This window comes from Acidimicrobiales bacterium, assembly GCA_041394265.1.
GTDB lineage: Bacteria > Actinomycetota > Acidimicrobiia > Acidimicrobiales > SZUA-35 > JBBQUN01.
This window is the reverse complement of record JAWKIO010000006.1, coordinates 40,826-65,017: the sequence shown is the minus strand read 5'-3', so window position 1 is coordinate 65,017 and position 24,192 is coordinate 40,826. Positions and strand designations below refer to the sequence as shown.

Annotated in this window: 20 protein-coding genes and 1 pseudogene; 12 read left to right on the top strand and 9 right to left on the bottom strand. The window is 63.8% G+C overall.

Going from position 1 to position 24,192, the window contains the following annotated elements; genetic code table 11:
* Nucleotides 1–169 precede the first annotated feature (169 nt).
* The gene (locus R2733_24605; protein ID MEZ5379701.1) at nucleotides 170–907 is read left to right on the top strand and encodes a TIGR02391 family protein; all 738 of its coding nucleotides are present in this window, start codon (nucleotides 170–172) and stop codon (nucleotides 905–907) included.
* Between the two features lie 121 nt (nucleotides 908–1,028).
* On the opposite strand, the gene R2733_24600 is transcribed toward R2733_24605, so the two are convergent.
* From R2733_24600 to R2733_24590, 3 genes are all read right to left on the bottom strand, one after another.
* Entirely contained in the window at nucleotides 1,029–1,733 is a 705-nt protein-coding gene (locus R2733_24600; GenBank protein ID MEZ5379700.1) for a hypothetical protein, read from the bottom strand.
* 365 nt (nucleotides 1,734–2,098) lie between these two features.
* Nucleotides 2,099–2,839 (bottom strand): endonuclease/exonuclease/phosphatase family protein, encoded by a 741-nt coding sequence (locus tag R2733_24595; GenBank protein ID MEZ5379699.1) that lies wholly within the window; start codon nucleotides 2,837–2,839, stop codon nucleotides 2,099–2,101.
* 135 nt (nucleotides 2,840–2,974) lie between these two features.
* Complete coding sequence (locus R2733_24590) at nucleotides 2,975–3,460, bottom strand: helix-turn-helix domain-containing protein (GenBank protein MEZ5379698.1); 486 nt, start codon at nucleotides 3,458–3,460, stop codon at nucleotides 2,975–2,977.
* Nucleotides 3,461–3,673: 213 nt separating this feature from the next.
* On the opposite strand from R2733_24590, the gene R2733_24585 reads away from it, so the two are divergent.
* The 6 genes from R2733_24585 (at nucleotide 3,674) to R2733_24560 (ending at nucleotide 10,088) form a co-directional block, all read left to right on the top strand.
* Complete coding sequence (locus tag R2733_24585; protein MEZ5379697.1) at nucleotides 3,674–4,102, top strand: hypothetical protein; 429 nt, start codon at nucleotides 3,674–3,676, stop codon at nucleotides 4,100–4,102.
* Nucleotides 4,103–4,323: 221 nt separating this feature from the next.
* Nucleotides 4,324–5,025, top strand: a complete 702-nt coding sequence (locus R2733_24580; GenBank protein ID MEZ5379696.1) for a hypothetical protein — start codon at nucleotides 4,324–4,326, stop codon at nucleotides 5,023–5,025.
* 85 nt (nucleotides 5,026–5,110) lie between these two features.
* Entirely contained in the window at nucleotides 5,111–5,959 is an 849-nt protein-coding gene (locus tag R2733_24575) for a DUF4214 domain-containing protein (GenBank protein ID MEZ5379695.1), read from the top strand.
* Between the two features lie 393 nt (nucleotides 5,960–6,352).
* Nucleotides 6,353–7,441 (top strand): hypothetical protein, encoded by a 1,089-nt coding sequence (locus R2733_24570; GenBank protein ID MEZ5379694.1) that lies wholly within the window; start codon nucleotides 6,353–6,355, stop codon nucleotides 7,439–7,441.
* Nucleotides 7,442–7,831: 390 nt separating this feature from the next.
* The gene (locus R2733_24565; protein MEZ5379693.1) at nucleotides 7,832–8,305 is read left to right on the top strand and encodes a hypothetical protein; all 474 of its coding nucleotides are present in this window, start codon (nucleotides 7,832–7,834) and stop codon (nucleotides 8,303–8,305) included.
* A 442-nt stretch (nucleotides 8,306–8,747) separates the two neighbouring features.
* On the top strand, nucleotides 8,748–10,088 hold the full coding sequence (locus R2733_24560) for a hypothetical protein (protein ID MEZ5379692.1): 1,341 nt from the start codon (nucleotides 8,748–8,750) through the stop codon (nucleotides 10,086–10,088).
* 204 nt (nucleotides 10,089–10,292) lie between these two features.
* On the opposite strand, the gene R2733_24555 is transcribed toward R2733_24560, so the two are convergent.
* Nucleotides 10,293–10,769, bottom strand: coding sequence for a hypothetical protein (locus R2733_24555; protein MEZ5379691.1), 477 nt, complete (start codon nucleotides 10,767–10,769; stop codon nucleotides 10,293–10,295).
* Between the two features lie 509 nt (nucleotides 10,770–11,278).
* Between R2733_24555 and R2733_24550 the strand changes: the two genes are divergently transcribed.
* Entirely contained in the window at nucleotides 11,279–12,136 is an 858-nt protein-coding gene (locus R2733_24550) for a hypothetical protein (GenBank protein MEZ5379690.1), read from the top strand.
* 280 nt (nucleotides 12,137–12,416) lie between these two features.
* Here the strand turns inward: R2733_24550 and R2733_24545 are convergent, their stop codons facing one another.
* Both R2733_24545 and R2733_24540 read right to left on the bottom strand, forming a co-directional pair.
* The gene (locus tag R2733_24545; GenBank protein MEZ5379689.1) at nucleotides 12,417–13,553 is read right to left on the bottom strand and encodes a hypothetical protein; all 1,137 of its coding nucleotides are present in this window, start codon (nucleotides 13,551–13,553) and stop codon (nucleotides 12,417–12,419) included.
* Complete coding sequence (locus tag R2733_24540) at nucleotides 13,550–14,026, bottom strand: sigma factor-like helix-turn-helix DNA-binding protein (GenBank protein MEZ5379688.1); 477 nt, start codon at nucleotides 14,024–14,026, stop codon at nucleotides 13,550–13,552. The genes R2733_24545 and R2733_24540 overlap by 4 nt, the downstream gene beginning before the upstream one ends.
* Nucleotides 14,027–14,423: 397 nt before the next feature.
* Between R2733_24540 and R2733_24535 the strand changes: the two genes are divergently transcribed.
* From R2733_24535 to R2733_24525, 3 genes are all read left to right on the top strand, one after another.
* Nucleotides 14,424–14,840, top strand: a complete 417-nt coding sequence (locus tag R2733_24535) for a GNAT family N-acetyltransferase (protein MEZ5379687.1) — start codon at nucleotides 14,424–14,426, stop codon at nucleotides 14,838–14,840.
* Nucleotides 14,841–15,115: 275 nt separating this feature from the next.
* Complete coding sequence (locus tag R2733_24530; protein MEZ5379686.1) at nucleotides 15,116–15,514, top strand: hypothetical protein; 399 nt, start codon at nucleotides 15,116–15,118, stop codon at nucleotides 15,512–15,514.
* A 330-nt stretch (nucleotides 15,515–15,844) separates the two neighbouring features.
* A complete protein-coding gene (locus tag R2733_24525) occupies nucleotides 15,845–16,381 on the top strand; it encodes an RDD family protein (GenBank protein MEZ5379685.1) in 537 nt (178 codons plus the stop codon).
* A 1,153-nt stretch (nucleotides 16,382–17,534) separates the two neighbouring features.
* Here R2733_24525 and R2733_24520 read toward each other — a convergent pair.
* Complete coding sequence (locus tag R2733_24520; protein ID MEZ5379684.1) at nucleotides 17,535–19,082, bottom strand: M48 family metallopeptidase; 1,548 nt, start codon at nucleotides 19,080–19,082, stop codon at nucleotides 17,535–17,537.
* Nucleotides 19,083–20,322: 1,240 nt separating this feature from the next.
* Here R2733_24520 and R2733_24515 point away from each other — a divergent pair.
* Nucleotides 20,323–21,760, top strand: a pseudogene (locus R2733_24515) (IS3 family transposase).
* 347 nt (nucleotides 21,761–22,107) lie between these two features.
* Here the strand turns inward: R2733_24515 and R2733_24510 are convergent.
* The gene (locus R2733_24510; protein ID MEZ5379683.1) at nucleotides 22,108–23,334 is read right to left on the bottom strand and encodes an IS256 family transposase; all 1,227 of its coding nucleotides are present in this window, start codon (nucleotides 23,332–23,334) and stop codon (nucleotides 22,108–22,110) included.
* Nucleotides 23,335–23,932: 598 nt separating this feature from the next.
* Entirely contained in the window at nucleotides 23,933–24,166 is a 234-nt protein-coding gene (locus R2733_24505; GenBank protein MEZ5379682.1) for a hypothetical protein, read from the bottom strand.
* Nucleotides 24,167–24,192: the final 26 nt, after the last annotated feature.

Below are 24,192 nucleotides of genomic sequence, written 5' to 3'. Positions count from 1 at the left end.
TGTTGGCGCCGCTAGGTGGTTGACACCCCTGGAACCGGTTCTGGTTGCTGGGCGACAGTGGCTTCGGTTCGTGATAAGTAGCCTTGTGGGACACAGCACCGGTCGATGCGAACGATCGGCTTTACCTCGACACCTTCGCCTCGCCCGTTGCGGGCGCTAAGGTCATTAGATGGCGGCGAATGAGCCTGACTACGAGCGGATCAAGGAGGAGTTGCGGTCCTTCATCATCGCGACCAGGTACATTGCTAGCCGCGAGGTCGCCGGTGGTAGTCACATCGCTTGCGGACGAGACGCTGCCGTGGGCCTCGTCGAAAAGGTCAGCCCGATACTCGAGACTCTTTACCCTGACTGGAGGGAGTCTGCAGGAGGCGGCGCCCGTTTCGCAGAGCGCGAGAGATTCGCCGCACAACAGCTACTCGCTCGGCTAGAAGTCGGTGATGAGATCGAAGCACTGCTCGGCGACCGCTCGGCTGGACCCCGACTGGCAGCAAGCTCACTCCACCCGCTCGTGTGGGACGCTGCCAATCCCTACTGGCGCACGTTGGACTACCACGGAGCCGTCGATGCCGCTGCGAAAATTGTGAACTCAAGACTCCAACAGTTGATTGGCCGGCGTGACCTGTCTGAGAAGAAGCTTGTCGAGCAAGCATTCTCGTCGAGTGATCCAGGTCCCGACAGTCCTCGCCTCCGGTTCGCTGCCTCGACCGACGCAACGGAGCGAGCACGACTCGACGGTGCCCGAAGCTTCGGGATCGGTCTCTTTGAAGGCGTTCGAAATCCGCTCAGTCACCTTCCGGCAGCGGAGATCAAGCTCTCAGAGCAACTTGCGCTCGAACAGCTCGCAGCCTGGAGTCTCTTCGCAAGGTGGATCGAGGAAGCGACATTGACCAGGGCAAGTGCCGACTGAGAGGGTCACGCACGCAATGGCGGTGCCCTGCCTCACTGTCGGTGACGCCGACAACCTCAGCTTTGCCGATGGCCATCCAACAGCCAAGCTCGAGCAGGTCGCGATGCGGCCACCTCGACGACTAGCGGAGCGCAAGACTATGGAGCGCTGCAATTTGAACGAGCGACCTCGCTGCCGACTCAGCTGTCGTGAAGGAGATATGGTCCCCGGAGCGCATTGTCAGCGAGAAGTCCAGTAGCTGGCCCCTCTGTAGTTCGAGACTCAGTTCACGGCACAGGTCCCACGACAGCGAGCTCACAACAAGGCCCGTCTCGGACCAGATCAGCCTTCCGTTCGTGAGCAGGATCGTGCCGGTTGCTGCACCCGTCCGCCGGTCAACAGTCGGAATGCAATCCACGATGGCTCGGTCCACCGGCAAGACGGTTAGTTGAGCCAGCTGCTCCACAGGGCGTGAGGCTGCGTTCTCTGGTTCAGCTCCAGTAATAAGCTCCTGCCAGACCTCACGATTTGTCAGCAAAACCTCCTCGGGGAGGCGAAGACGACCTTCGATGGCCGCGAGACTGAAGGCGATGTAGCGCCACGTCGGACGGATTGCCTCGAGGGCGCGAGGTAGTCCTTCCGCCGCCCACGATTGCTCCAGGGCGAACGTGGCGGTACGAACGGACGCAAGGTAGTCATCGCCGAGCAGGACGACATCGGTTGCGTAGTCTGGCGCCAGGAACTCCTCCCAGCCAGCGCTTCTGGTCACGACGTATGAGACATCCGGACCACGGAGCTTGCCCAGGGCCCAAACGAAGCTTTCCGGATTGAGGACTTGACCTTGCACATCTCTCCCCTCTGCCGTCAGCAACTAGCGAAGACGCTACACGCAGGTGATTCGGACGACTCGCTCTGCCTTTGTACGCCTCGGCGGCAGTTGCGAGCTTGCGGTCTCAGCTTCACGCTCACACGCGTGCGAGCGATAGCGCTGATGGCGGCCGGTCCTAGCGACTACTGGTGTTGAGTTGCGTGCCGTGCGACTACGACAGCCGCAGAAGAGAAGCCTCAACGCGCGGAGCGGGGAGATCTTCACGCCGACGAGTTGCTCGGTGAACTCTCCAAGGACTGTTCGGTCGCTGAGTTGCGTTTTCCCATTTGGGTCGATCGGCTACAGCTGGCAGTTCCCAGCCCTGGCCGGCAGCACCGAAGACGCTAAGGGCGGTTGAGATTCGGAACGTCGATGATCATTGCGGCGTGGTCGGAGAGGCGGCCCTTGGCCGGTCCGCAGATGGTGTTGCCGCTGGCGTCTGTGGTTTCGTAGCGGCAGGCAGTGGGGGTCGGTGCTCCGGCCGAGATAAGTGCGTGGTCGAGGCGGAAGCCGTTGTTGTAGCCGGGGCTCCACCAGGAGGGCGCCTTGATATCGCCGTGGAGCGATCGAAAGCCGTCGACCCAGCCTGCATCGAGGATCGCTTCGAATCGGTCGGCGGAATGGAAGGTCCTGCCGTCTTCGTCGATGAGGTGGCGACCGGTGTTGAAGTCGCCGGTGATCACGGTCGGTTCGTCGGCAAGCTGGGTGGCGCTGTCGAGCACGGCGTCCCAGAAGGCATCCTTGCGCTGCTTGCCAGTGGGTCCGCTCGATCCGGGGATGAAGCAGGCCACGACATTCCAGCCGATGTGAGGGATCTTTGCGTGGAGCCAACGAGCAGGTCCATCGGGGTGATCGAGGACGACGTTGCCCTGCGTCAGCGGGAAGCGACTGGCGATGAGAGCGCCCGCGTACCCGCCGGTGGTGTCCTCGCCGGCCAGATGATGGGGGAGCCCTGCGTTCGACAGCATCGTCGAGAGGTCGTTGCTGTTGGCGTGGCGGTATTCGGTGAGCACAGCGACGTCGGTGTTCCAGGCGACGACCTGGTCGGTCAGTCGTTGTTTGCGGGGCCCGCCGCCTTGCATGATGTTCCAGGAGACGACTCGGAACTCGGCGGGATCGAGGGTTCATACACAAATGCTGGCGTACGGAGCGCCGCAGCGTTTGTCGCTTTGTGCAGGGTCGGTCGGTCACGGTCGAAAGGATCGACGTGGAGCACCCGGTTACTGCAAGGTGATCGTGGTTACCTCGGAGTGACCACCCTGGTCAGCGCCTCGCTCGACACGAAGTTGCGCTCCGCGGCCAGGTCCCAGTTCGTCGAGGTTGCAGCTGCACCATCGGTCCATCTCAGCGAGGACCGGCGTGAGCGAGTGCCCGAGCGCGGTGAGGCCGTAGCTGACGGAAACACTGTCGAGGTCGTCGACGCCAATGGTCTTCTCCACGACTCCGTCCTCGATGAGTGCGTTCAGACTGTCGTGCAGCACTTTGCGACTGATGCCGCTGAGCTTGCGGCACAAGGGACCGTGGCGAACCGGCTCCACCGCCAACGCGATCATGATGGTGGTCGTCCACTTTTGCCCCAGGATGTGGCTCAGCGTTGCGACACCCTTGACGTGCGTGACCGAGTTGAGTCCAACCTCATCGGCGCCGCCAGCCTGCCCCGCTAACGACCGCCGAGAGGTAGCTGCGTCGCTGCCGCTTCCCGTCATGTCAGTGCATGGATCCTTCGTTGCCAAGAGTGGCGGGTGACACAGACGTACGGAATGGGTGGAACTGCCGACGGCTCGTTTGTCGCCGTTCCGGGTATGCGGCGGCCGTCCTTCGGTGTCGCTACGTCCCGAGCAATCGGGGCGAGGTTGCCAGATCGGGATGGTCGCAACGGTGCTGACCGAGTTGTCGCTGTCGACGCCTACGATGACCGCATGCGACTGTTCGGTCGCCGTCGCCCCGCTGGCGTTGAGCGGGTGCCTAACGAAGTCCTGCGTCCGGAGCTCGTCGACTATCTGCCGGGTCCCGTCGTCTTGCGTCTCGGCGCCGGTCTCGGACTCCTCGACCTTCCTTCATCCGTAGCGTGCCAGTCGGTCGCCAACGTGTGGATCGCCGACGGCCGGTGGGTCGAGGCGGAGTGGCCGCGCGACGCCACGTATGGCTGGTTTGTGGCGCCGATCGATCTACGCCTCGGGCACATGCTCGAATTCCGACTCGCAAGCGGACCGCTCGCGGGCTGGGTAGCGGACGTCAGTCCAGAACGCTTTGTGTTCGTCATCACGGCCGACCGAGATCAGGCGTTGGCGATGGCGAGGACCGCCGTCGGGCAGTGGGCCATCAACCAGATCGACAGGCTTCGCTGAGCAGACGATGTGTGGGCCGGAGAGGTGGACCCGGCCACATCTGATCGAGTTGTCGAACCAGAGGAGACCTGGCTGCGACGCTGCACCACCGACTGCACCGTGCAGGCCATGGTGCACCGTTACCAGGGATTTCTCTCCTTCCGTGCAGTCGGTGGTGCAGAAGTCGGTGCACCGCGGTTCGTGATGGTCCTTCGCCTACCAACGAGGCGAGGAGACCTGCCATGTCGATCAAGCTGTTCCGAGATCTCAACGACGAATGGGAGCGGATCGTCCGGTCGAGGAAGGCCGCCAGGTCCCTCGAGCAGTGGACGCTCGAGGAGCCTGCACTGCATGGCTTCGACAATCTGGACGCCGTCGTGGGTCGTGCGCACGACCCCGACCGCTCTCGTCGCGACGATGTACTCGCTGCGCTCATCCGATGTGGGGCGAACGACTCGCTCGCCTGGCGGGTCGTGCTTCACGTTCAGATGCCCGGGATGGTGTGCACCACCAACCGATTCGTACCTGGACCTCACAGCGGTGAAGAAGTGGCGGCCACGGTTGTCGCCGCTGCGTGGAGTCGCATCGCCGAGTACCCACTCGACCGGCGGCCGAACAACATCGGCGGGAACATCGGACTCGACGTCCGCCAGATCGCGTCAACAACGCTGTTCCGCCATAGCGGCAAGGAGATCCCTGACCCGATGGTCTTCCATCCGGTCACTGTGTCTCCTTCAGCGGATCCGGCCGAACGACTCGTCGACGTGCTCGGCGATGCAGTGAAGCGCGGCGTGGTCTCGCCAGAAGATGCTCGCCTTGTAGCCCTCACCCGCGTGCAGGACGTTCGATTCGACGAACTTGCCGGCGAGCGAGGAGTACTGCCTCACAGCCTCCGCCGTCGTCGCCTCCGCGCTGAAGCAATGATCATCGCCGACGTTGCTTGAGGTCGTTCTCGAGACGAGTTGGGTCAAACCACCCTGAGCGGCGTGCGGGCTTTCGATGCGCCGAGGCACCTGTCACACTCGGACGATGGCCGAAGCGCACGCACGCAGAACTCGATACTCGGATTCGCTCGTACGCCCAACCCTGGTCCACATTCTGTTTGTAGTCCTGCTCGCTAGTGCCGCTCTGCCTGTCGGCCTCCCGGGTCGCGCCAACGCCGAGACGCTCGAAGATCTTCGTTCGTCCATCGGCTACATGGAGGAACCTCACTCAGATGTGTTGCGTCTCTACCGGGCGTTCTTCGATCGAGAGCCAGACTTCGCCGGAGCCAGCTACTGGATCAACGAATACAACGGACTGCGTTCGCCGCAAATGCCACACCAGGATGTGCTCGATGAGTTTGCCTGGGCGTTCAAGGAGTCTGCTGAGTTTCGGACGCAGTTCGGTGGCGCCCAATCCAATGACGAGTTCTTGACCATCGTCTATTCGAATGTTCTTGGTCGCACGCCTGATCGCGCCGGGTTCGACTACTGGCTCGGGGAGATGAATGGCGGGCTTTCGCAACATGCAGTCGTTCGATGGGTCGCAGCCAACGACGAGTTCAAAGCCCGCTACCCCTACCGCCGGATCTACCCCCAGGTCAGCGGGACCATCTTCGAGGTTATGGGTGGCGCCTCCTACGGGTGTAACCGTTCTACGTCGGTCTCGTGGTGGTCTGTGCCCCTGCGGACGCACGATCTACCCGGTGAGATCACCGCATCCGACCCTTCATTCACCATGGCGAGCACGCCGATGCCAGACGGGTCGACACGTGTCGACGCCCGTTTCGAGTATCGGATTGGAGCCACGGCCAATCAGATGGTGACGCTCCGATCGGGGGACCTGACAATCGTCCTCCCTGCCAACACCACGGTCCCGCTGCGGGTCTCTTGCTGAGGGACACTTTGTCAAGTAGTCGAGTTGTTGGGTTGTTGTAGCTAGATGGGGCGGCGCGTCGTCATCGCGGGGTTGATCGCGGCGTTTGTGTTGGTCTTGCTCGACTTCAACGTCGCCGCGACCGTGCAGGTCTTGGCGATCGGTTGTGTTGTGCCGCTGCTTGTGAGTGCGTTGCATGAGCTCGGCCACGCGGCAGTGGGTGCTGTCGTGGGGTTCCGGATCCATCAGGTGTCGTTCGGTGCAGGCAGAACGAAAGCCCGGTTCCGACTCGGCAGCGTCGACATTCGGCTCCGGTCAAGGCTCGTCGGCGGCTGGGTGGCGAACTTCCCCGCCAACGGTGCCTGGTATCGAACAAGATTTGTTGTGATGGGGCTCGCAGGCTCGGGTACTCCCTTGTTCATCGCATGGTTGACTCGAGGGTTGAGATCGGCTGATTCTCCGGCTGTAGCGAATGGCTGGCTGTACTTCACATTCGTCGCTGGCATCTCAGCCGCAGCCAGCCTGACGTTCCACAGGGGCCCGAGTAACTCGGCGTGGCCTTCAGACGGGCGCCAGATCCTCGACACGTTGAAGCTCACACGTGCGGAGATCGAGGAACGGCTGAGCCGGACCGACTGGTCAGTGAACGCGTTCGAGTTCCACGATCTGCTTCTGGACGGTGCTGGCATCGCGCCCACTGGCATTCTTACGGCAGCGCTCGCCGACAACGGGATCGCTGCCGTGCAGATCGAACCCGACGACGCCACTGCCAACATCAGAGCAGCCGTCGCGTTGCTCCTCGACGAGCGCCACGCAGACGCACTCCAATATGCCGAAAAGGCCCTCGCACTCGCTTTGGCGCTCGAAGACGCCGAGCCCGCCGATGTTGCCTACTACCGCAACGCCGTTGCCTACACCCTCGCAGTCCTGGCTGAGCCCGGCACACTCGAACGAGCGACGAGTCTTGCTCATCTTGCCTATGCCGATGCGGAGCTGCCCGTCATTGCCGGGACGCTTGGAGCGTGTTTGGTCCAGACCGGTGAACCAGAACGCGGCGAAGAACTCATCCAGATGTCGATCTCGGGCATCGTCCGTTCCGCTGATTGGTTTCACACCTCCAGGTTCCTGCTGATCGGCGCCCTCGAACGTCGCGATACGGTGGCAGCTCGGCGGGCGTTCGGAGAGAGCGAAGCGGCAGCCGCTGTTGATACCGGCGTCGAAACTGGCCTGCTTCTCCGGTTGCTTCCTCGATTGGGCGCAGCAGAGGCCGTGCACAGGCTCGGCTGGCTGTCAGCCAACCAGCCGTTGGACGCGAGCGAATCGGGCGCCGACGCCCGTATCGCTGCTCTCGCTCTGGACGCTTGGCTCAGTACTTCACTGGAAGACGAAACGCGTTGGCGCTTGTTCGACGAACAAGGCGGTTCGCGTCTCTCGGTGAGCGAGGCGAACCTTGAGGCGCTGAGGTCCGCAGCGGCACGGTTGCAGGCCATCGGATCGGTCTAGTCCTGACGAGGACACGAAGTTCGCGATTTCACTGAAAAGCCGATCCGGGTTCCAATGCGAGCGTTGCTTGGCCATGGGGCGGATCTCGGCGCTGCAGAGCTCCCACGGCTCGTCTCTCGACGCGTCTGAAGACACCGGACAACGCGACCTTGAATCGGCGCCAAGGGGCATGGGCATGGCTGAGATCGGCCGAGGGTATGGGACGCTTCGCCGTCTCGTGTGTGCCATTGAGGGCGGGTCCTCAGAAGAGGTCGTACGCGGCGTGTGCCGTGCGGCAGCCACGATCGAGGCCGGGTCGTGGGTGAAGCGAGCGGGATCGCTTCGTTGCGTCGAAGCACCGTTCAGTGCGCCGCGATCGTCCGACTCGACTGCGGCCCTACGCTTCGTCATGTGGGTTCACTGGTGGAGGTCGTCGGCGTGCGGCGAGACGGCGACACAACGTTTGTCACGGTGCGAACAGATGCCGTGTTCCACCCGCCGCTCGCCCCGTCGTCGCTTCACTTCGACGACGGAACCACCGTGCATCTCGATGTGGTCGTCTCAACCGACGATCACACGGCGGAGTTCAGGACGAACGCAACTGCGCTTGACGCAGTCGCTGGTCGGGTTGCTGAACTACAGCAGTGGTGGGCGCCCGACGCCTACGACGCCGTGGCTGATGTCGGACGCACCTGGGTCCTTGAGCGCCCGATCAGCGACCATGAACATTGCTTGCTCGACTGGGTGAAGATCGGAGACGGCGGTGCTGAGTTCGGATGGCGGTGGGCGCGCGATTGGGTGTGCGAACCGTGCTACGACGAGTACTTCGAGCGTGACCGCCTCGGTCTTCGCTCCGGGACGCAGGTGCGCGACGGCCAGAGGTGACAGGCCATCGTGATGCGCTCAGGAATGACGATGCGGGTTTCGTGGTGATTCGCTCACAGCCGGCAATGTGTCGTCGACGGACCGCTCAAGAGTGTGCGCCGCCCCACCGGCGAAGTGGGGCACGCCCTCTCCGCTTGGGGCTTGACTGGGGTAGGGGCCGCTTCTGGCGTTGGCGGTCACGAGCGCATAGCTATGTTGCGGCGCGGGGCTCGTGGCAGCCATCTGGGTGGCGGCTTTGTATGAGCCCTCCGATGCCGATGGGCACTGGATGTGTCTTGTGCGGCGTCTGAATGGCATGCGACGGTTCTTCGTCGTCGCCGTGTTCATAGTCGGGCTGGTTGCCTGCGGCACCGGGGGAGAGCCGGGTCTCGTTGCCGACGGCCCCGCGCCAGCGTCCGACCGCACTGCCACGACACCGGTCGCGGCTGCGACGGGGCTGCCGGTGACGACCCGACCCGAGATCGATAGCGAAGCCATTTTGCAGGCGTCCGGGTTTCGCCGTTGTCAGGAATCGGGCCTGTCTCTCGAGGGCGATGTCAGCACCGAACGAGGTCAGGAGCTGCTCTTCGCTGCTGTTGAGACGGGACTCAGTCCGGGCGGAAGCCCCGGTGGTGACGGCTATCTGCCGAGGATCGACTTGTTCGTGCTCGACGAACCCACCCTTGCAGCGTTGGCTGGTTTCGCCGATCCAGACGAGCTGTGTGTGGAGGGCGCCGATCCCAACGACTATGTGCCTATCGGCCCACAGGAACTGTCGGGTCCGGGTTGGCGGTGGGTCGGTGCAGGTAGCGGCGTCGCTTTCGGGGCTGGCCCGTCCGTCATCGACAATCAAGCCGACTACGACCGACTGTGGCCGCTGCTCGGTGAGGGCCCCGAGACCGAGCAGATCGCGGTCGATTTCGATACCGAGGTGATCCTCGCCTACACCCACCGGTCGGGTGTGAATTTCGGTGCCTGTGGCGTGCGTTTCGACGGCTACGGCAGCGACGACGCGACCGTCGTCCTCGACTTCTTCTCGCCGGGCGGCAACGTGTTCTGCGACGCAGCTGCCACGCCCGCCGTCTACGCCGTCGCTCTCGAGCGGCGCTATGTCGGTGATCTCCCGTTCGTAGCCGAGGTCCGCCGATCGCCGCGAGCGCGGCCGACACGACTGATACTCGGTGTCGGGCCACCTGTGGTCGAGCGCGAGCGAATCGGCGAGACTGCACCCGAGCCGGTACCCACGACCGAACCGGCGGTCCTGCCCACCGCACCGCCGGTGGTCGCTGAGTTCGCTGCCGGCAGGCTCTCGACACCGGCGTTCCCCACCCGTGCCGGGTCGACGGAGCCTGGCGGTGTTGATGTTCCGGTGCCCGAGGGGTGGGACGGCGATCCCGCAACGGCCATGGCCAATGTCACCGGTCGAGGAGGACTTCAGGTCGCCACGTTCGACATCGACGATCTGGCGTGGCGGGTTATGGCCGACCCGGCCGAACTCGACATCGTCGATGGGCCGACCGCGTTAGCGGTGCCGCTATATCAGTCAACACCGGACGGGATCGTCACCACCGGCGAATCGGCGTCGATCCAGCAATACCAGCACGGCAGCGCCAATCCCGACACCTGGCTCCGCCGCATCGTTTGGATCTACGCCCATGGCGATGTCGTCACCGTGGCGGTCCTCGCCTACCCGGAGTTCCCTGACGGCTCCAGCTTCGACACCACCGACCCACTGCAGACTTCGCTTGCTGGGCAGGACCCAACCGCCATCATGAACGACATCCGCTACTTCGCGACAAGCTGACCACACGGTCGGGCACCAGCGGAACACACTCGACCGGCAAGTCATCGGACGTCTCGGCCCGGCTGCTCGGGCATCAGCACGTGGGCAGTCTGCGAGATGGCCCGGATGAGAGAGCGGCTGCGGTGGCGGTCCGGGCGTCGTTCGTTGTCGGGAACGGTCCGCTCGAGGTTCGAGGATCGAGGCCGGAGGCTCACAGGGGGGTGGTCATGCCGGGGCCGAATCGTGGGTGCGCATGCACGCCCTCCAGGAGATCGAGATGATTGAGATCAAGGTGCCGGCGGCGGGAACTGCGCCGAGCATGACCAGCCCAGCGCCGATGTTGGCCCCGATCACTGGCGCCGTGAGGACATGTCCCGCCATCCCGGCGTAGGCGAACCCTGCCCCCAACGGCCCGAAGACGCCGGCAACGCATCGGCACCAACGACCACTGGCGATTGATCCGGCAACCACGAAGATCGTCAGAACGGCGAGAAGTGTCGAACCGGCACCGATCACATGCGCGAGACCTCGGTCGATCTGTGGCGGCCGAACGGCGTAGTCCGGATCAGCGATCCAGGCGCCCGAATCATCGATGCGGCCCAACACCCACCACGTCGCAGGAAACGCGAAGCCGGCACCGGCCAACAGGACAACACGCTCGACTGTTCCAGGCCGACCAGGTCGTTCGCTGTGCATTGTCATGTTCTCACCATCGCCGATGCCATGAGCTCGTCCACTCCGGGAACTCCCTCATTCCCGGCTGGGGCCCTCGACAGCGCCACCCACCGTCGGCGATCGAGGACGGTCTTCCTTGGTTGGCGGTCGTGAGCGGTTGGGAACACGCGTAGGTTGTGGTGGTTCAGCCGTTCCGGGCTGGTTGTGCCCTGATGGGTGTTGCTTGCATGACGCTGCGTTTTCGTCCCGTCCCTGCGTTGCCGACCGATCCGTTCGAGGTGGGCGACCCGCTGTCCATTGATGGTGGGGCCAGTTTGACGGCTTCGATGGACTGGATCGATCAGGCGCATGCCGATCTCGTGTAGGACGCGATCCACGAGATCGTTCCCGAAGCGACCACGTCGGCCCGAGCGCCAGATGTCACCGGACTGACGGAATACGGTGACGAGTTCCATCTCGGGTGGGAGGAGAGCTCTGTTTCGTGGCCGCCCAACCAACTCACCATTCGACACCAGGGCGAGCACTTCACGATCAGGATGGTCATCGCTGGCAGCGACGGCGGTCGGCTCGACCCGCTCGCCGACGCGCTGGCCGAGGAGGGTCTGCGTGGTGGATGGATCGCCACCGACGTCGCCCGAGCCCCGCTCTGGCGAACAGAGATCGCGAGCGGCTACGAAGCCGGACCCGGACGGCTCACCATCGACCAACTCCCGCTCCACCCGCAACACGTGTGGCTGCAAGATTCTTTGGCGGCGGTCCTCGATGTCGGACTCACTGGGGCGGCGATGCCGATCAGCGGCGGCGTGCACCTGACCGGCACCCGTGAACAGATGCGGTTGATGCTCCACCCACTCAACGGTCTGCTGTCGGTGGTCGGTCTTCCGTCGTCGGCGTACTGGCTCGAGGGGCCGGTAGCGACCTCGTTCGTCGCCGCCGACACCTACCGTGCGCTCCAGGAACGACAACGGGGCGAACACACTCGTCAGGAGGTGTCGCTGGTGCGTGTACCACTGGTTCCCGATGGGCCGTTGGGGGTGGTTCCCGAGCGTGACGAGTTCTTCGCCGATCTCACCGTGGCCGCACACCACCTGTTGACCACCGTGCGTCGTTGGCTCGCAGCAACCTGGGATCATCCCGTCGACCCGGCATCCGATTTCGTGTCCACCGACCTACAGGTCGACGGCAACCGGTTCACCTTCGGGCTCGCAGGCGACCTCACCCCGACCCAGTCGAGGTTCCTCCGAGCCGCTCTGACAAGCGATGCTCGGCCGCTGTCTCCACGGCGCATCTTTGCGATGTTCGGGATCCCCACTTGGAAGGAAGAGGTCGAGAAGGCCACACGAGGTCTCAACCTTCCTGCAGCGGCCTCCTACCGGGAGCCGTATCGGTGCTGATCGCCCGTTCCCACCCGAGCCCTTTGGCCCGGGTTGGCGACGGTCCCGATCTGCTGACTCGTCGGCTCCTTGACCTCCGCCACCATCGGAGCAGCCGGCTACGACGCCAGTAGTGGCCCAAGGGGTCTGCTCCCCCGTGCCGGGCGAGCGTTCGCTGCTACTGGTCGGGCACTCGACGGCGACCTGATGGCGATTGGACCCGCCGTGCCGCCGGTCAAAGGGGCAGTTCGGCGGTTGGTGAGCAGCCGGGGACAGGTGGCGCTCTAGTGGATGTGGGCGTTCAGTTGGCTTCGTAGCGTGTTGCCATCCATCCGGTGGGGGGTGGTGTGATGAGTGGGAGGACGACGATGGTGTTGTCGGGGCCGTGTAGGACGACTCGGTCGGCTTGAGCGGCCGCGGGGATCGGTGCAGCGGCGATTCGTTGTACTGATCCGTCCAGCTCAAAGGTGGGTAGGGCGACGATCGTTCCGCCGGTTTCGATGCTGGCCGTGGCGTCGGCGGGTAGCCGGATGATGTTGATCTGTATCCCGTTGTTGCTGACCGAGATGAGATCGACCGGGAAGTCGTTGGGTTCGCTCGATGCCTCAGCACGGATCAGGGGCGCCTGGCCATCGATCTCGACGGCAAGTTCACCTCCGCGCCCGTCGTGAACGACTCGCCACGCCACTTCGTCGGTTGTCCCGGCCAGAACAACAACATCGTCGGGCCGGCTGTCGATCAGGGGCGGTGCTGTGGCCCCGGTGACGGGCTGTTCTTCGAAGGTGATCGTGTCCGCAACGTCCTCGATGATCTCGGCATGGGCCCATACCGTCACCGTGAGCGGGTTTTTCGGTGTGCCTGGTTCCTGCCATCTGAGCTTGACCAGATTCTCCTCAGTGCCGGCGTCGGTGCGGCTTGCCTGCACGGTCTGGCCGTGGCGGTCGATGGTGACGGGTGCTTCTGTCGACGATTCGAGCGGAAGCTCCCATCGGGCCACGTCGATAGTGACTTGGTCGTCGCCGTTGGCGAGGAGGAACGTGGCTGTTGGGGCCAACCGATCCGGCCCGGATCCCTCAATGGCGACCGTGTCGACGCTCACCGACCAGCCCTGCAGTGTCGGGGTGGGGATCGTGAGCGATTCGGCGGGACGGGCAGGCAATGCCGACATGGCGGAGTCGAGATCGATCGACAGTCGATCCATCACCGAGCCCGACGACGTGGTTTCGTCCGCCGCGATGGTTTCGTTGATGGCGTCTCCACCGAGGTTCGTTGCTGCTCCCGCCAATCCGGCGACCAGTACGCCGGCGGCCGCGAGGTTTCGACCCTTCGCGCGTCGACGCCGCATGGTTCCGCGACGCACGATGGTGTCGACCCCTGGTCCTGGTGGGACGGCGATCTGCTGGTGAAATGCGGTCGACAGCGTGTCTAGCGGGTTCATGGTCGGGCCTCGATGTTCTCAATGGGTGGCGAGTCCGCGAGTGACAGGCCAAGCGATCGGTAGGCGTCTCTCAAGGTCGAGGACACGGTGCCCCGTGTGATGCCCATGGCTTCGGCGACGCCTTGTTCGGTCAAGCCGAGAAGATGGCGAAGCGCGACAGCTTCGCGTTGCCGGTCAGGGAGCGCGGCGACCAAGAGCCAGGTCTCACCGGCAGGGCCCACGATCGTTGTTTTGGTGGCGAACGCTGGTCGGGCCGTGCGGCGTTTCATTTGGCGTCGTGCCTCGTTTCTTGCGGTCACGAACACCCAACCGGCCGGTTCGGGATGCCTGCTGATTCGGTTCCATCGCGTGTAGGCCTTGGTGAAGGCTTCGTCGACAGCGTCGGCGGCGACGGTCATGTCGCCGACGAACCCGAACAGCACCGCCACGAGTCGGTCACGGTGTTCCCCGTAGAACGATTCGAACGACCCCACGCCAACCATCACACCCACAAGGCATGGCGGTTCCAAATTGCGGGGTCACCCACCCAGAAATCCTCGTGGTTCAACGGGAGTCCGGCCGCCTCCAATCGTCAATCCCGACAGCTCACATCCACGGCCGGCGGTCTGGGGCAGGGGCAGCCAGGCAGCCGCTGAGCGGAATGGGGCAGTTCGTCGCTCGAGTACGTGCCGATATCGCGAGGCCGTGCCGAAGGTGACGGCGTACTCTCGGTCGTGCGGGGGTTCTCCCGCATCGATCCCCGGGAGGCCCCTGATGGACACCGCACGCTATGACCTCACCGCCCCTGCTGCGCTCGGTCCGCTCATCGGCTGAGACTCCGCACCCTGGCCGCAGCTGGGGCATCCACCCTCCGACCTTCAAGGAGAGTTCATGCCTCACGGCAACATCACCTTCGCGTGGCGCGAGCCGTTCACGAATCGCGAGATCCACGCCCTTCACGCAGCTGCGTTCGAAACGCGGCTGTTCGACGAGTCCGAGTGGGACTGGGTCGAGCAAACCCGCCGACACAGCCTCGGCTGGGTCGTGGCACGAGACAGCGGACGCTTCGTCGGCTTCGCCAACGTGCTCTGGGACGGTCTGGTCCACGCCTTCATCGAGGACGTCATGGTCGACAAGGGCTACCGGCACCGCGGCATCGGTGTCGCCGTCGTCCACGCTGCACGCGACGGCGCTCAGGCCGCTGGTTGCGAGTTCCTTCATGTCGGCTTCGATGAAAGCCTTCGGGACTTCTACATCGAAGCTTGCGGATTTGCGCCCACCGTCGGCGGACTCATCGAACTGACCTAACAGGCTGCTCGGTCGGGCCCTTACTCGGGGTCCGGCCGGCAACCCGCCGAGGCCGTCGCGTTCCGCCAATGCGTTCCAGCCGACCGTTCGCGAACGTGCGTCCTCGAGAACCGGCGGTCTGGGGCAGGGGCGGCGACGCGGGCGTTGAGCGTTCGGGGGCACTTCCCCGACGCCCAATCGAGCCCTCCGTCACGACGGCCGACCTTGTCACCGGATTGGTCGCGTTGCCTGAACGAGGTGGTCGCGAGGTGCTGTGAGGTGAGAGGCTGCATCCTGTGACCTTCGGCTGGCGACACGAATTTCGAGAACGCAGATGGGAAGACGTCAGCGAGATACTCGAACGCGTGAACTGGGAAGACGAACAAGCCGATTACCTGCTCGAGATCATCGGATCGGTTGTCAACGCGGGCGCCGACAGGTTGCTCGCGATCACTACATCAATGCACGACCTCGTCGTCGCACCAAAGCCGATATCGGCGCCACCCCTCGACGTAGTCCTCGTGGCTGCCCCAGGCTCGCTGAGAAGACACGCGAAATCGACAGTTCGGATCGACCACATCGCTGTCAACGGCCCCGACACCGAGATCACTCGACCCGCCGCTGATGCCGTTCCGCTCTTTTGGCGGTTCATGCGAGTCGAGTTCGGCCTTTCGACCGTTGGCCCGGAGCAGTAGAGCATCCGCTGCTGAACGCGGCCTGCTGAACGAGCGGCGACTCGCGCGACATCATCCCGGCGTTGTGGGGCAGGCGAGAAACCCGTGGCGGCTGAACGTTCGGGGACGCAACGCGGGGTAATGCGATGGCAGGTTTGGGGAGTTCAGCTTCTCACTGCTGTGGTGGTGAGACGCTACGTTCGTTGACATGGTCGAAGGGCGTGTATGGCGTGGACATGTTCGACTGAAGGCCCGGTTCTTGTGACTCGCAAGCATGGACGTAGCCCGCTGATACCCGCAGTGCCACCTCCACCGACAGCGGAGGTGGCGCGGCCACGCGATGGAAGGTTCGTGGGGCGCCGTTTCTTCGCTGGGCTGATTGACGGGGTCGTGATTCTCCCGGTCGGGCTACTGGCCGTGTGGCTCGGTGTGCCGGGATCGAACGGGAAGTGGCTGGTCGGGATCGTTGCAGGCGCCATGCTCGATGTGCTCGGCGTCGCTCTCTACGGAGCAACCCCGGGCAAAGCACTCATGGGCTTGCGCGTTCGCTCCACGACTGACGAGCGGGTTGGCTTGCGAAGGGCAGCGATACGAACCGGGGTCAGCATCGCGGCGACGCTGTACTGGCGAGCGGTCGTTGCTCTGCAGACAGCGGGCGACTTCGAGATCGAGCCGAACACCTACCTGGTCTTGCTTTGCGGCTGGTGGGGCATCGGATTGTTCATCTACCTGCCGGTATTGGTTGGCAAGGATCGGCGAGGTCGCCATGATCGCGCCGCTGGTTCGACTGTTGTCGCTGTCCGGGGAGCCTCACGTACCGAAACGAGGCGTGACGCGTACCGACGAATCCTTTCCCAAGGGAGTAGCTATCCGGCCTCGCAACGCTGACCTCGCGTGCGTGCGCCCGCCGATGTACGAGAGCCGGGCATTGTTCCATTGACGAGGGTCTGCTTGCTCAGATGACGCGTGCCCAAGCTGGGGATCCGCGTGACCTCTACCGTTCGGACACTCGAGGCGATGTCCATGGCCGGCGATCGGAGACGGCCGTGGAGTGCTCAAGGCCGGCATGGTTGGGGGTACACAGAGCTTGGCGAACATCGGCCGTGCCAGACCGGCACACGACGTCGGCAACCGGGCGGTTCCCGCTACATCGCAGTTCGACCATCGATTCGTCGACGGAGTTCTCCTGCCACCAGTTCCGCCTGCTTCGCCGAGAGTGGAATCGTCATGCAGATCTTGCTTCCGTCGTGAAGGCCGAGAGTCAGCCCTGGTCCCGCTTGGTCGTGCCATGGCGACGATGTCGAAACCGACAAGACCTCCGACAGATCGAAACTCAAGCTGAACGCTCCTGCTCTCCTGCCGCCGATCGGACGCGATGCGATGTGCACCGTCGTCTCAGACACCACCAGGTCGACCGGCAATCGGATCAAGTAGTGACGCATTGGCAGAGCGAGCAGTTCCCTGACCTGGCTCCTCCATGGGTCGGCAAGATCGTCATGGCCGAGCGTCGCATAGAACTCGAAGCGACCACCATCGACGAGCTGAGCCAGTCTTCCTTCAGCGGTCCAGCGTTCCCCCACCAAGAGCAACCCCGTGCAGCAACCGACTGCAAGCGCAGCGCTCGTTGCCGGACCTGCGCTCCCAGCACCGTACGCAACGCCGATTCCGAGACCACTCACGACGATCAGCACCGCACCGTAGACGAGGAGTCTGGATCGAGAGCGAGCTCCTTCTGCTCCTTGCATTTCAGACCTTTCACATCGGTCGAGTCCCGCGCGGGTGTTCACTCGCCGATCAACCAGCCTTGCTGGCCTGGCGACGGCAGTACAAATAGGCAAGCATGGCCGATGTCGCTCGGGGCCCGACAGTCGTGACGTGGAGGCGAGCGAGGCGGCACTTTCCACTGCCGTGCGCACCTTCGGGACCTGTGATGGTGTCACGGTCGAGGTGACTGACCTTGCGGCCGCATCGCTTGGATCGTTAGCCACGATCACAGTGAGCTAACCCGGCAATCAAGCCCGAATCGCTGGTCTTCGCCGTGTCATTGTCGTTGCGGGTGTCGCTCGCGGGCCCATCGATCACTACGCGATCCGGCCTGATTATCCGCATTCGTTGTCTGTGTGGCGTCCTCGCTGTTGGAGACCAGAGCCAGGTCGCCAAGACCATATCGTCGCACCCATTTTTCAAAGCCGATGCGAGCCGCGTCGTCATCGACAACTCCGTCCAGCAGGTCAACGGGATCGTACTTCTGGCCGTCGTGCTCGATCGTCAGGATCTCACCGGGCTCGCAGCGAATTATCCATCCAGCGTCGTGAAGGGCAACCGCCATCGCTCGGGCAACCATGTGGTGACCAAACTTGTGCCAGTTGCGGTGCCCCACGGGGCCTGACCGTCTGCCTAGGACGACTCTGCCCATGGCGCTCCAGGGGCCGATGTCGCGAGGCAAGTCCCCGAGCCTAAGTCCGACCAGCAATTCTCTCTGCTGCTCGGTCTCGCATCGCCATGCCTCAATCTGAATCTCACCGAACCGGTCCCACTCGACGGGGTCGAGATCGTTGGCGCCCTCACCAATCAGGTAGGGCCACAGGTTGGTCTCGGCTGCGGACGGTCGCAGGTAGCTAGAGGCCGGGGACGCCACGAATGTCGAAGAGGGTCGAAACGACAGATCGAATCCCAACATCGCCAGCCGTTCGGCCAATGGCGGGTGCGTGTCGTAGCGGCCCGCATCCCGCCTCTCCATCCGCGAATGCGGTGCCTTGAGCTGTTGCGTAGAGCGGAAGCGATCGAACCCATCGCGAAGATCAGGCACGTAGCCGGCAGTGAGCACGGGACCGGCGGCCTCGGTGAGATAGGCCTCGAAAAGCGATTGGCCGTGTTCCATCCGCCACAACGCACTGGCCATCGTGACCCTTGACGTCACGTTGGCTGCAAGTTCGTCGGCCGCCTTCTCCTGCTCTCGGAGAACCCAGGTCGTTGATCGTAGAAGGAGCTTGAAGTAGCCATTCACTAGATGCCAAGCGAGATTGGGCGAAGGCCTGGAGAGGCTGCTTCGGACGCTGCGGGTCAGGCCGAAGGCAAGTCGGGCGAAGTGGGTGTCGCCCCCGGCGAAGTGGCCGAACTCGTGGGCGATGACGGCCCGGAGTTCTTCCTCGTCTAGCAACTGCAGAGCTGGCAGGCCGACGCCGAGCACTCGCCGCTGCCGCATCCCGAGGACGCCGCCCACTGACGCTACAAATACGTTGACCTCAGGAACGAGGTACACCGCAGTCGGAGCAGCCTGACGAGTTTGAACAGCGACACGCTCGATCAGGTCGAACAGCTCCGGATGCTCGGTAGCGGCAAGCTCGGGTCCAGGGGGCTCGAACCGATGCCTTCGAGGTCTTGCTCCCCACATCAACGCGACCACAGCGAATGGCCCGCCGACAAGGACAAGGTGAAGCCGACCGAAGTAGCGAAGCTCGAGCACCGGCAGAAGAAACGCAGCGAGGAGCAAGCAGACGAGGAGCGCGTAGAAGCCGACACCCAACGCCAAGACTGCAAGAAGACGCAGATAGAGAGAGCTGACCCTCATGACCAGAGGATCGACCACTTCACCTGCTACTTGAGTCCGTAGTTTGTACGGCTCTCAACCCGTGACGGCCAGTGCATCCGTATCGTCCAGCGAACTCGACGCGACCTGACCCATGGCTGGCCGAGGGCAGGTGCCCTCGATGACCGGAAGGGCGAGGCGACTGCCCACGGTGCTCAAGCCCACCGTCGGCAGGCCCATTGAACCGACATGGGATCGGCGCCAGTAGCGAGGACTCGACCCGTGGCCCATCGGCTCACTCCGTTCCGCGGTAAGGTGACGGTTCCTACAGGCAACGACCGGAGCGTTCTGGGGCACCCAGAGGCTGTTGATCTCCCGGGTGTCAAAGCCGGTTCGCTTGCGGCTCCGAAGTCCGAATTCGTGAAGTTGGCGTCCGATCGAGACGATCGCTTCTTCGGCGGCCGCACCCCGGGCAAGGAACCCGTCTTCCGAGTTCGCCCACGCTCTGGCGAGTGCACCAGTTCATCGACGAAATGCGTGCGGTTTGTGCGCGATACGGTGCCGGGTTCGCGATGACGGCGCCCGACGACATTGTCGGAGTGGCAGACAACGTCGGTACCGGACTGTGGCCGCTCAACGGTCTCCGCCATCATCGAGGTCTAACGTCGGGATGGTTCATTTGGGCCGGTGAGAGTCTCAGCGCAGATCCCGGCCTCTTCAAGCCGTTGCATGCAGATCATCTGACAGACCGCTGCCCCGAGATAGTCGGGATGCTCGGCCTTGGACCAGGTTGGCGATTCCTTCTGGCTCCATCGCAGGAGGACGTCTGGTTCGATGCTGCGCTTCTGAACGATTCGGTGTAGCTGCCAAGTGCTGGGACGCCTGGCGTGTCGCGGTCGGAAGTGGGGCCATCCGCGCATGTCCCGATCCAGGACAGACCGGTCCACACTCCGCTCCGAATGTTCTGATCAGCTTGCACGCCTGGGTGCTATTGCCACTGGATCCGGGAACTGGCACGATGCGTCCCTTGGACGAGACGGACGAGATCTTCCAGCACCTGCCGTTCCCGTACCGGGACGGGACCTTCCCCCGGCAGCTTGGAGCAGTCATCCAGAGAACCGTTCTGCGCGGCGAGGAGCCGGCACGGCAAGTGGTGCACACGGAGGACGAAAGCTGGCTTGTGGGCGACGGAGTCAATGACCCGAACGAGCCTGGCCCTGTCTGTCAGGGTGAGGTGAGACACCTGCGGTACCCGATCATTTGAGCCGACGGGGCGAGACAGGAACATTCGATCATGACTATGACGACTGCATTGTTGAACGGCCGCGCCCACACTGGTGGGGTGACCGATGACGACATCGACCCGGCAGCGAAGCCGACACGACGGTCCTTCACCGCCGAGTACAAGGCCGACATCCTGGCCGAGTACGACTCCTGGCCGAAGGGTTCCGAGGAACGCGCGCGATCTTGCGACGCGAAGGCTTGTACTCGTCGCATATCTCGGAGTGGCGCAAACAGGCCGAGGCCGGCGCCCGTGAGGGCCTGGCCCGCAAAGCGAAGCAGCGTCGCTCGGCCGCCGAGATCGAACTCGACAAGCTTCGAGCACGCAACGCTCGTCTCGAGGCCGAACTGGAACGCACCAAGCTGGCGTTGGAGATCACGGGAAAAGCACACGCGCTCTTGGAGAAGCTCTCCGAGAGCGTGGAGCACGATCCGAGGTCGAAGCCGTGATCGCCGAGATCCTGCCACCCCTGGAGGAGGCGACCTCGACGAAGAAGGCATGCGAGCTGCTGGGCGCGAACCGATCCACGATCCTGCGTCGCCGACGAGCCCCGGTCCTGGGGCCACCCCGACCGCGACCCGAGCCACCGAACAAGTTGACCGAGACCGAACGCCAGCACGTGTTGTCGGTGCTGCGCTCAGAGACCTACTGCGACCTGGCCCCGGCCCAGGTGTGGGCCCAGCTTCTCGATGACGGCATCTACCTGTGCTCGATCCGCACCATGTATCGGCTCTTGGCCATTGCGGGTGAGAACCGGGAACGACGCCGCCAGCGCACCCACCCGGCCCGCAAGAAGCCCGAGCTGATCGCCCGCGGTCCGAACCAAGTCTGGAGCTGGGACATCACCAAGCTCGCCGGCCCGGAGCGTGGCGTCTACTACGAGCTGTTCGTGATCATCGACATCTACTCCCGCTACGTCGTGGCCTGGACCGTCGCCGAAGCCGAGACCGGCGAGCTCGCCGAAGCCTTCATCGCCGCCGCTTTCGACAGCCAAGGCGTCGCCCGCGACCAGCTGACCCTGCACGCCGATCGTGGATCGTCGATGACGTCCAAGCCCGTCGCCCAGCTCCTGGTCGATCTCGGCGTCACCCGATCCCACAGCCGTCCGTCGACCTCGAACGACAACCCATACAGCGAGGCCCAGTTCAAGACCCTCAAATACTGCCCTGCGTTCCCCGGCCGGTTCGGGTCGATCGCCGACGCACGCTCGTTCTGCGCGGCGTTCTTCGATCACTACAACCACGTGCATCGCCACGCCGGCATCGGGCTGCACACGCCGGCGTCGGTCCACTACGGCACTGCCACCGAGATCCGGGCTGCCCGCGCCGAGACCCTGACCGCTGCCTACGAGGCGAACCCCGCCCGATTCAGGCACCGTCCGCCCACGCCGCCGAAGCTTCCCGAAGTCGCGTGGATCAACGAACCCAACCGGGAAGCACTCATCCAATCAGCGTAAGAAGCTGTCTCATCCCCCTTGACACGTTCCGTGGCGCCTGCGTCGCCAGCCATATCTGGCACGCCATTGATCGGAACACCTCCATAGTGGCACTGGCGGACATGCCACCGGGCCACATGGCGACGCGATCGGGGCCGGGCGATCGCTGGCACGTCTCACCGAGTCACTGGACGGAGGACGGATAGCACAGATGCTTCTCGGGGCACGTCGCTCGCGCGAAGCTGGACCGGTGATGTCCGCAGATGAGCATCCTGCAGATGCCTCGCTCGCTCAACTGATCGATGGGTGGTGTGAGCGACGGACAGAGTCCCGTGGAGTGGTGGGGTTCGAGTGTGTTGCTCGGTGTGTCAGGCCTCGAGTTGGGCCCGTGATCGCTCAGTGTCGCGCACACTGTTGAGGTCCGCCATCGACCCCTCGGTCATGTAGCGACGAGCGACCGCCCATTCGGCGTGCTGATCAGCGAGCACCGCACCGATGAGCCGGATCGCGGCGGCGTCGTTGGGAAAGATCCCGACCACGTTCGTCCGCCGTTTCACTTCCTTGTTCAGTCGTTCCAACGGATTGTTCGACCAGATCTTGCGCCAGTGCGACGACGGAAACGCCCCGAACGCCAACACATCGGTCTTGGCGTCACGCATCGACAACGACGCTTTCGGGAACTTGGCCTCCAGCATGTCGGCGACCTCGTCCCAACGGGCGTTGATCTCCCCGGTGGTGCCGAGCGCAAAGATCGACCGGAACGCGGCCGCCACCATTTCTTGCTGCCCTTTCGGGACCTTGGACAACAGATTCCGGGCGTAGTGCACACGACACCGCTGCCAGCTCGCCCCGCTGATCCCCTTGCGGATGGCGGCCTTCAGCCCTTCGTGGGCGTCGGAGATGACGAGGCGGACACCACCAAGACCACGTTTACGCATCGAGCGGAGGAACCGGAGCCAGAACGTTTCGTCCTCCGAATCACCGATATCGACACCCAACACCTCGCGGTCACCCGCAGCGGTGATCCCGGTCGCGATCACCACCGCCCGGGACACGACCTGCCCGAGGGCGTCGTCACGGACGTTGATGTAGGTGGCGTCGAGATACACGTACGGGAAGCTGGTGTGACCCAGGGTGCGTGTCCGGAACGCTTCGACTCGTTCGTCCAGACCGGCGCAGATCCGCGACACCTCTGATTTGGAGATGCCGGTGTCGATCCCCATCGCCACCACCAGATCATCGACCGCTCGGGTGGAGACGCCGTTGACGTAGGCCTCCATCACCACCGCATACAAGGCCTGGTCGATCCGGCGGCGGGGTTCGAGGATGCTGGGGAAGAACGAACCCTTGCGAAGTTTCGGGATCCCGAGTTCCAGATCGCCGGCCTTGGTCGACAAGGTCCTCGGCCGGGTCCCGTTGCGATGCGTGGTCCGGTCGATGCTGCGCTCGTACCGGCCGGCGCCGATCGTTTCGGCCGCTTCGGCCTCGATCAACTGTTGCAGCGCCCACTGGGCGAGCTGGCGGACCAGATCGGTTCCTTCTCCGATCGAGATCGCGTCGAGCAAGCGGTCGATGTCAGACTGTTCAAGAGTCATCGGTGTGGTTCTCCATGGTGTGCACTTGGTCGTACACACCGAGCATCACGCCGGTGACTCACCCACAGGTGGACCCGCCCCGAAATCCCACCACGCCAAGGGACTCATACGAGCGACGAGAACTTGGACCGCTCGCGGTCCTGCTCCCGGCATACACGGCCAACAACGGCTTGACCGATGGCTGGGCCGAGGTCGTGCAGGCGTTGCGCTCGCTTCGTGGCTCTCGCAGCCTTCCCGCCGACGAGCTTCGCCAGATCGATCAGCTCACCGTCCTGGTTGAGAAGATGATGCACAGCTCATAGGCAGCCGATCCATCGCTGTCGACTATCCCGTGCCTGCGGTGGCCAGCCGATCAGAACCGCGGCCGAGGCAGCGCCGCGATCCCACGCGCCAACCTGCATTGTGGTCGCGCCGAAGCGCTCGAGAATGTGCGTCCCCGGGCCGGCGGTATGGGGCAGTCTTCGGCGCTCGGGGTGTGAGTGGTAGGGGGCGCAACTGGAACAGAGACGTTCATCGCCACCGTGCCGGTCGACGACCCACGCCGTGAGTCGGTTTCGGACAGCGGACGTGTCCGTTGGCATAGCAAACCAGGGATCTGCTAGCTGTCGAAAAATCGGGAGTAGTTGATGTACAACGGCCACGCATCGCGCATCAATCCGACCTGGACGCACATGGTCTGATAGGCGGGAAGGAGGTACAGAGCCAGCAGCACCACGAAGAACAGATAGATCGTGCCCACGGACAATCCAGTGAGCGACAGAACGAATACCTCAACGCCTGTGACGATCAACAATTGAAACGCGTTGATCTTCGACCGAGCCAGATCGATCACAGCATCTTTGCCTCCTTCCCGAAAGA

Excerpts from the sequence above, each read along its gene's own strand:
- R2733_24605 (MEZ5379701.1), top strand. The coding sequence starts at position 170 with ATGGCGGCGAATGAGCCTGACTACGAGCGGATCAAGGAGGAGTTGCGG.
- R2733_24590 (MEZ5379698.1), bottom strand. The coding sequence starts at position 3,460 with ATGACGGGAAGCGGCAGCGACGCAGCTACCTCTCGGCGGTCGTTAGCG.
- R2733_24585 (MEZ5379697.1), top strand. The coding sequence starts at position 3,674 with ATGCGACTGTTCGGTCGCCGTCGCCCCGCTGGCGTTGAGCGGGTGCCT.
- R2733_24580 (MEZ5379696.1), top strand. The coding sequence starts at position 4,324 with ATGTCGATCAAGCTGTTCCGAGATCTCAACGACGAATGGGAGCGGATC.
- R2733_24575 (MEZ5379695.1), top strand. The coding sequence starts at position 5,111 with ATGGCCGAAGCGCACGCACGCAGAACTCGATACTCGGATTCGCTCGTA.
- R2733_24555 (MEZ5379691.1), bottom strand. The coding sequence starts at position 10,769 with ATGACAATGCACAGCGAACGACCTGGTCGGCCTGGAACAGTCGAGCGT.
- R2733_24550 (MEZ5379690.1), top strand. The coding sequence starts at position 11,279 with ATGGTCATCGCTGGCAGCGACGGCGGTCGGCTCGACCCGCTCGCCGAC.
- R2733_24545 (MEZ5379689.1), bottom strand. The coding sequence starts at position 13,553 with ATGAACCCGCTAGACACGCTGTCGACCGCATTTCACCAGCAGATCGCC.
- R2733_24535 (MEZ5379687.1), top strand. The coding sequence starts at position 14,424 with ATGCCTCACGGCAACATCACCTTCGCGTGGCGCGAGCCGTTCACGAAT.
- R2733_24510 (MEZ5379683.1), bottom strand. The coding sequence starts at position 23,334 with ATGACTCTTGAACAGTCTGACATCGACCGCTTGCTCGACGCGATCTCG.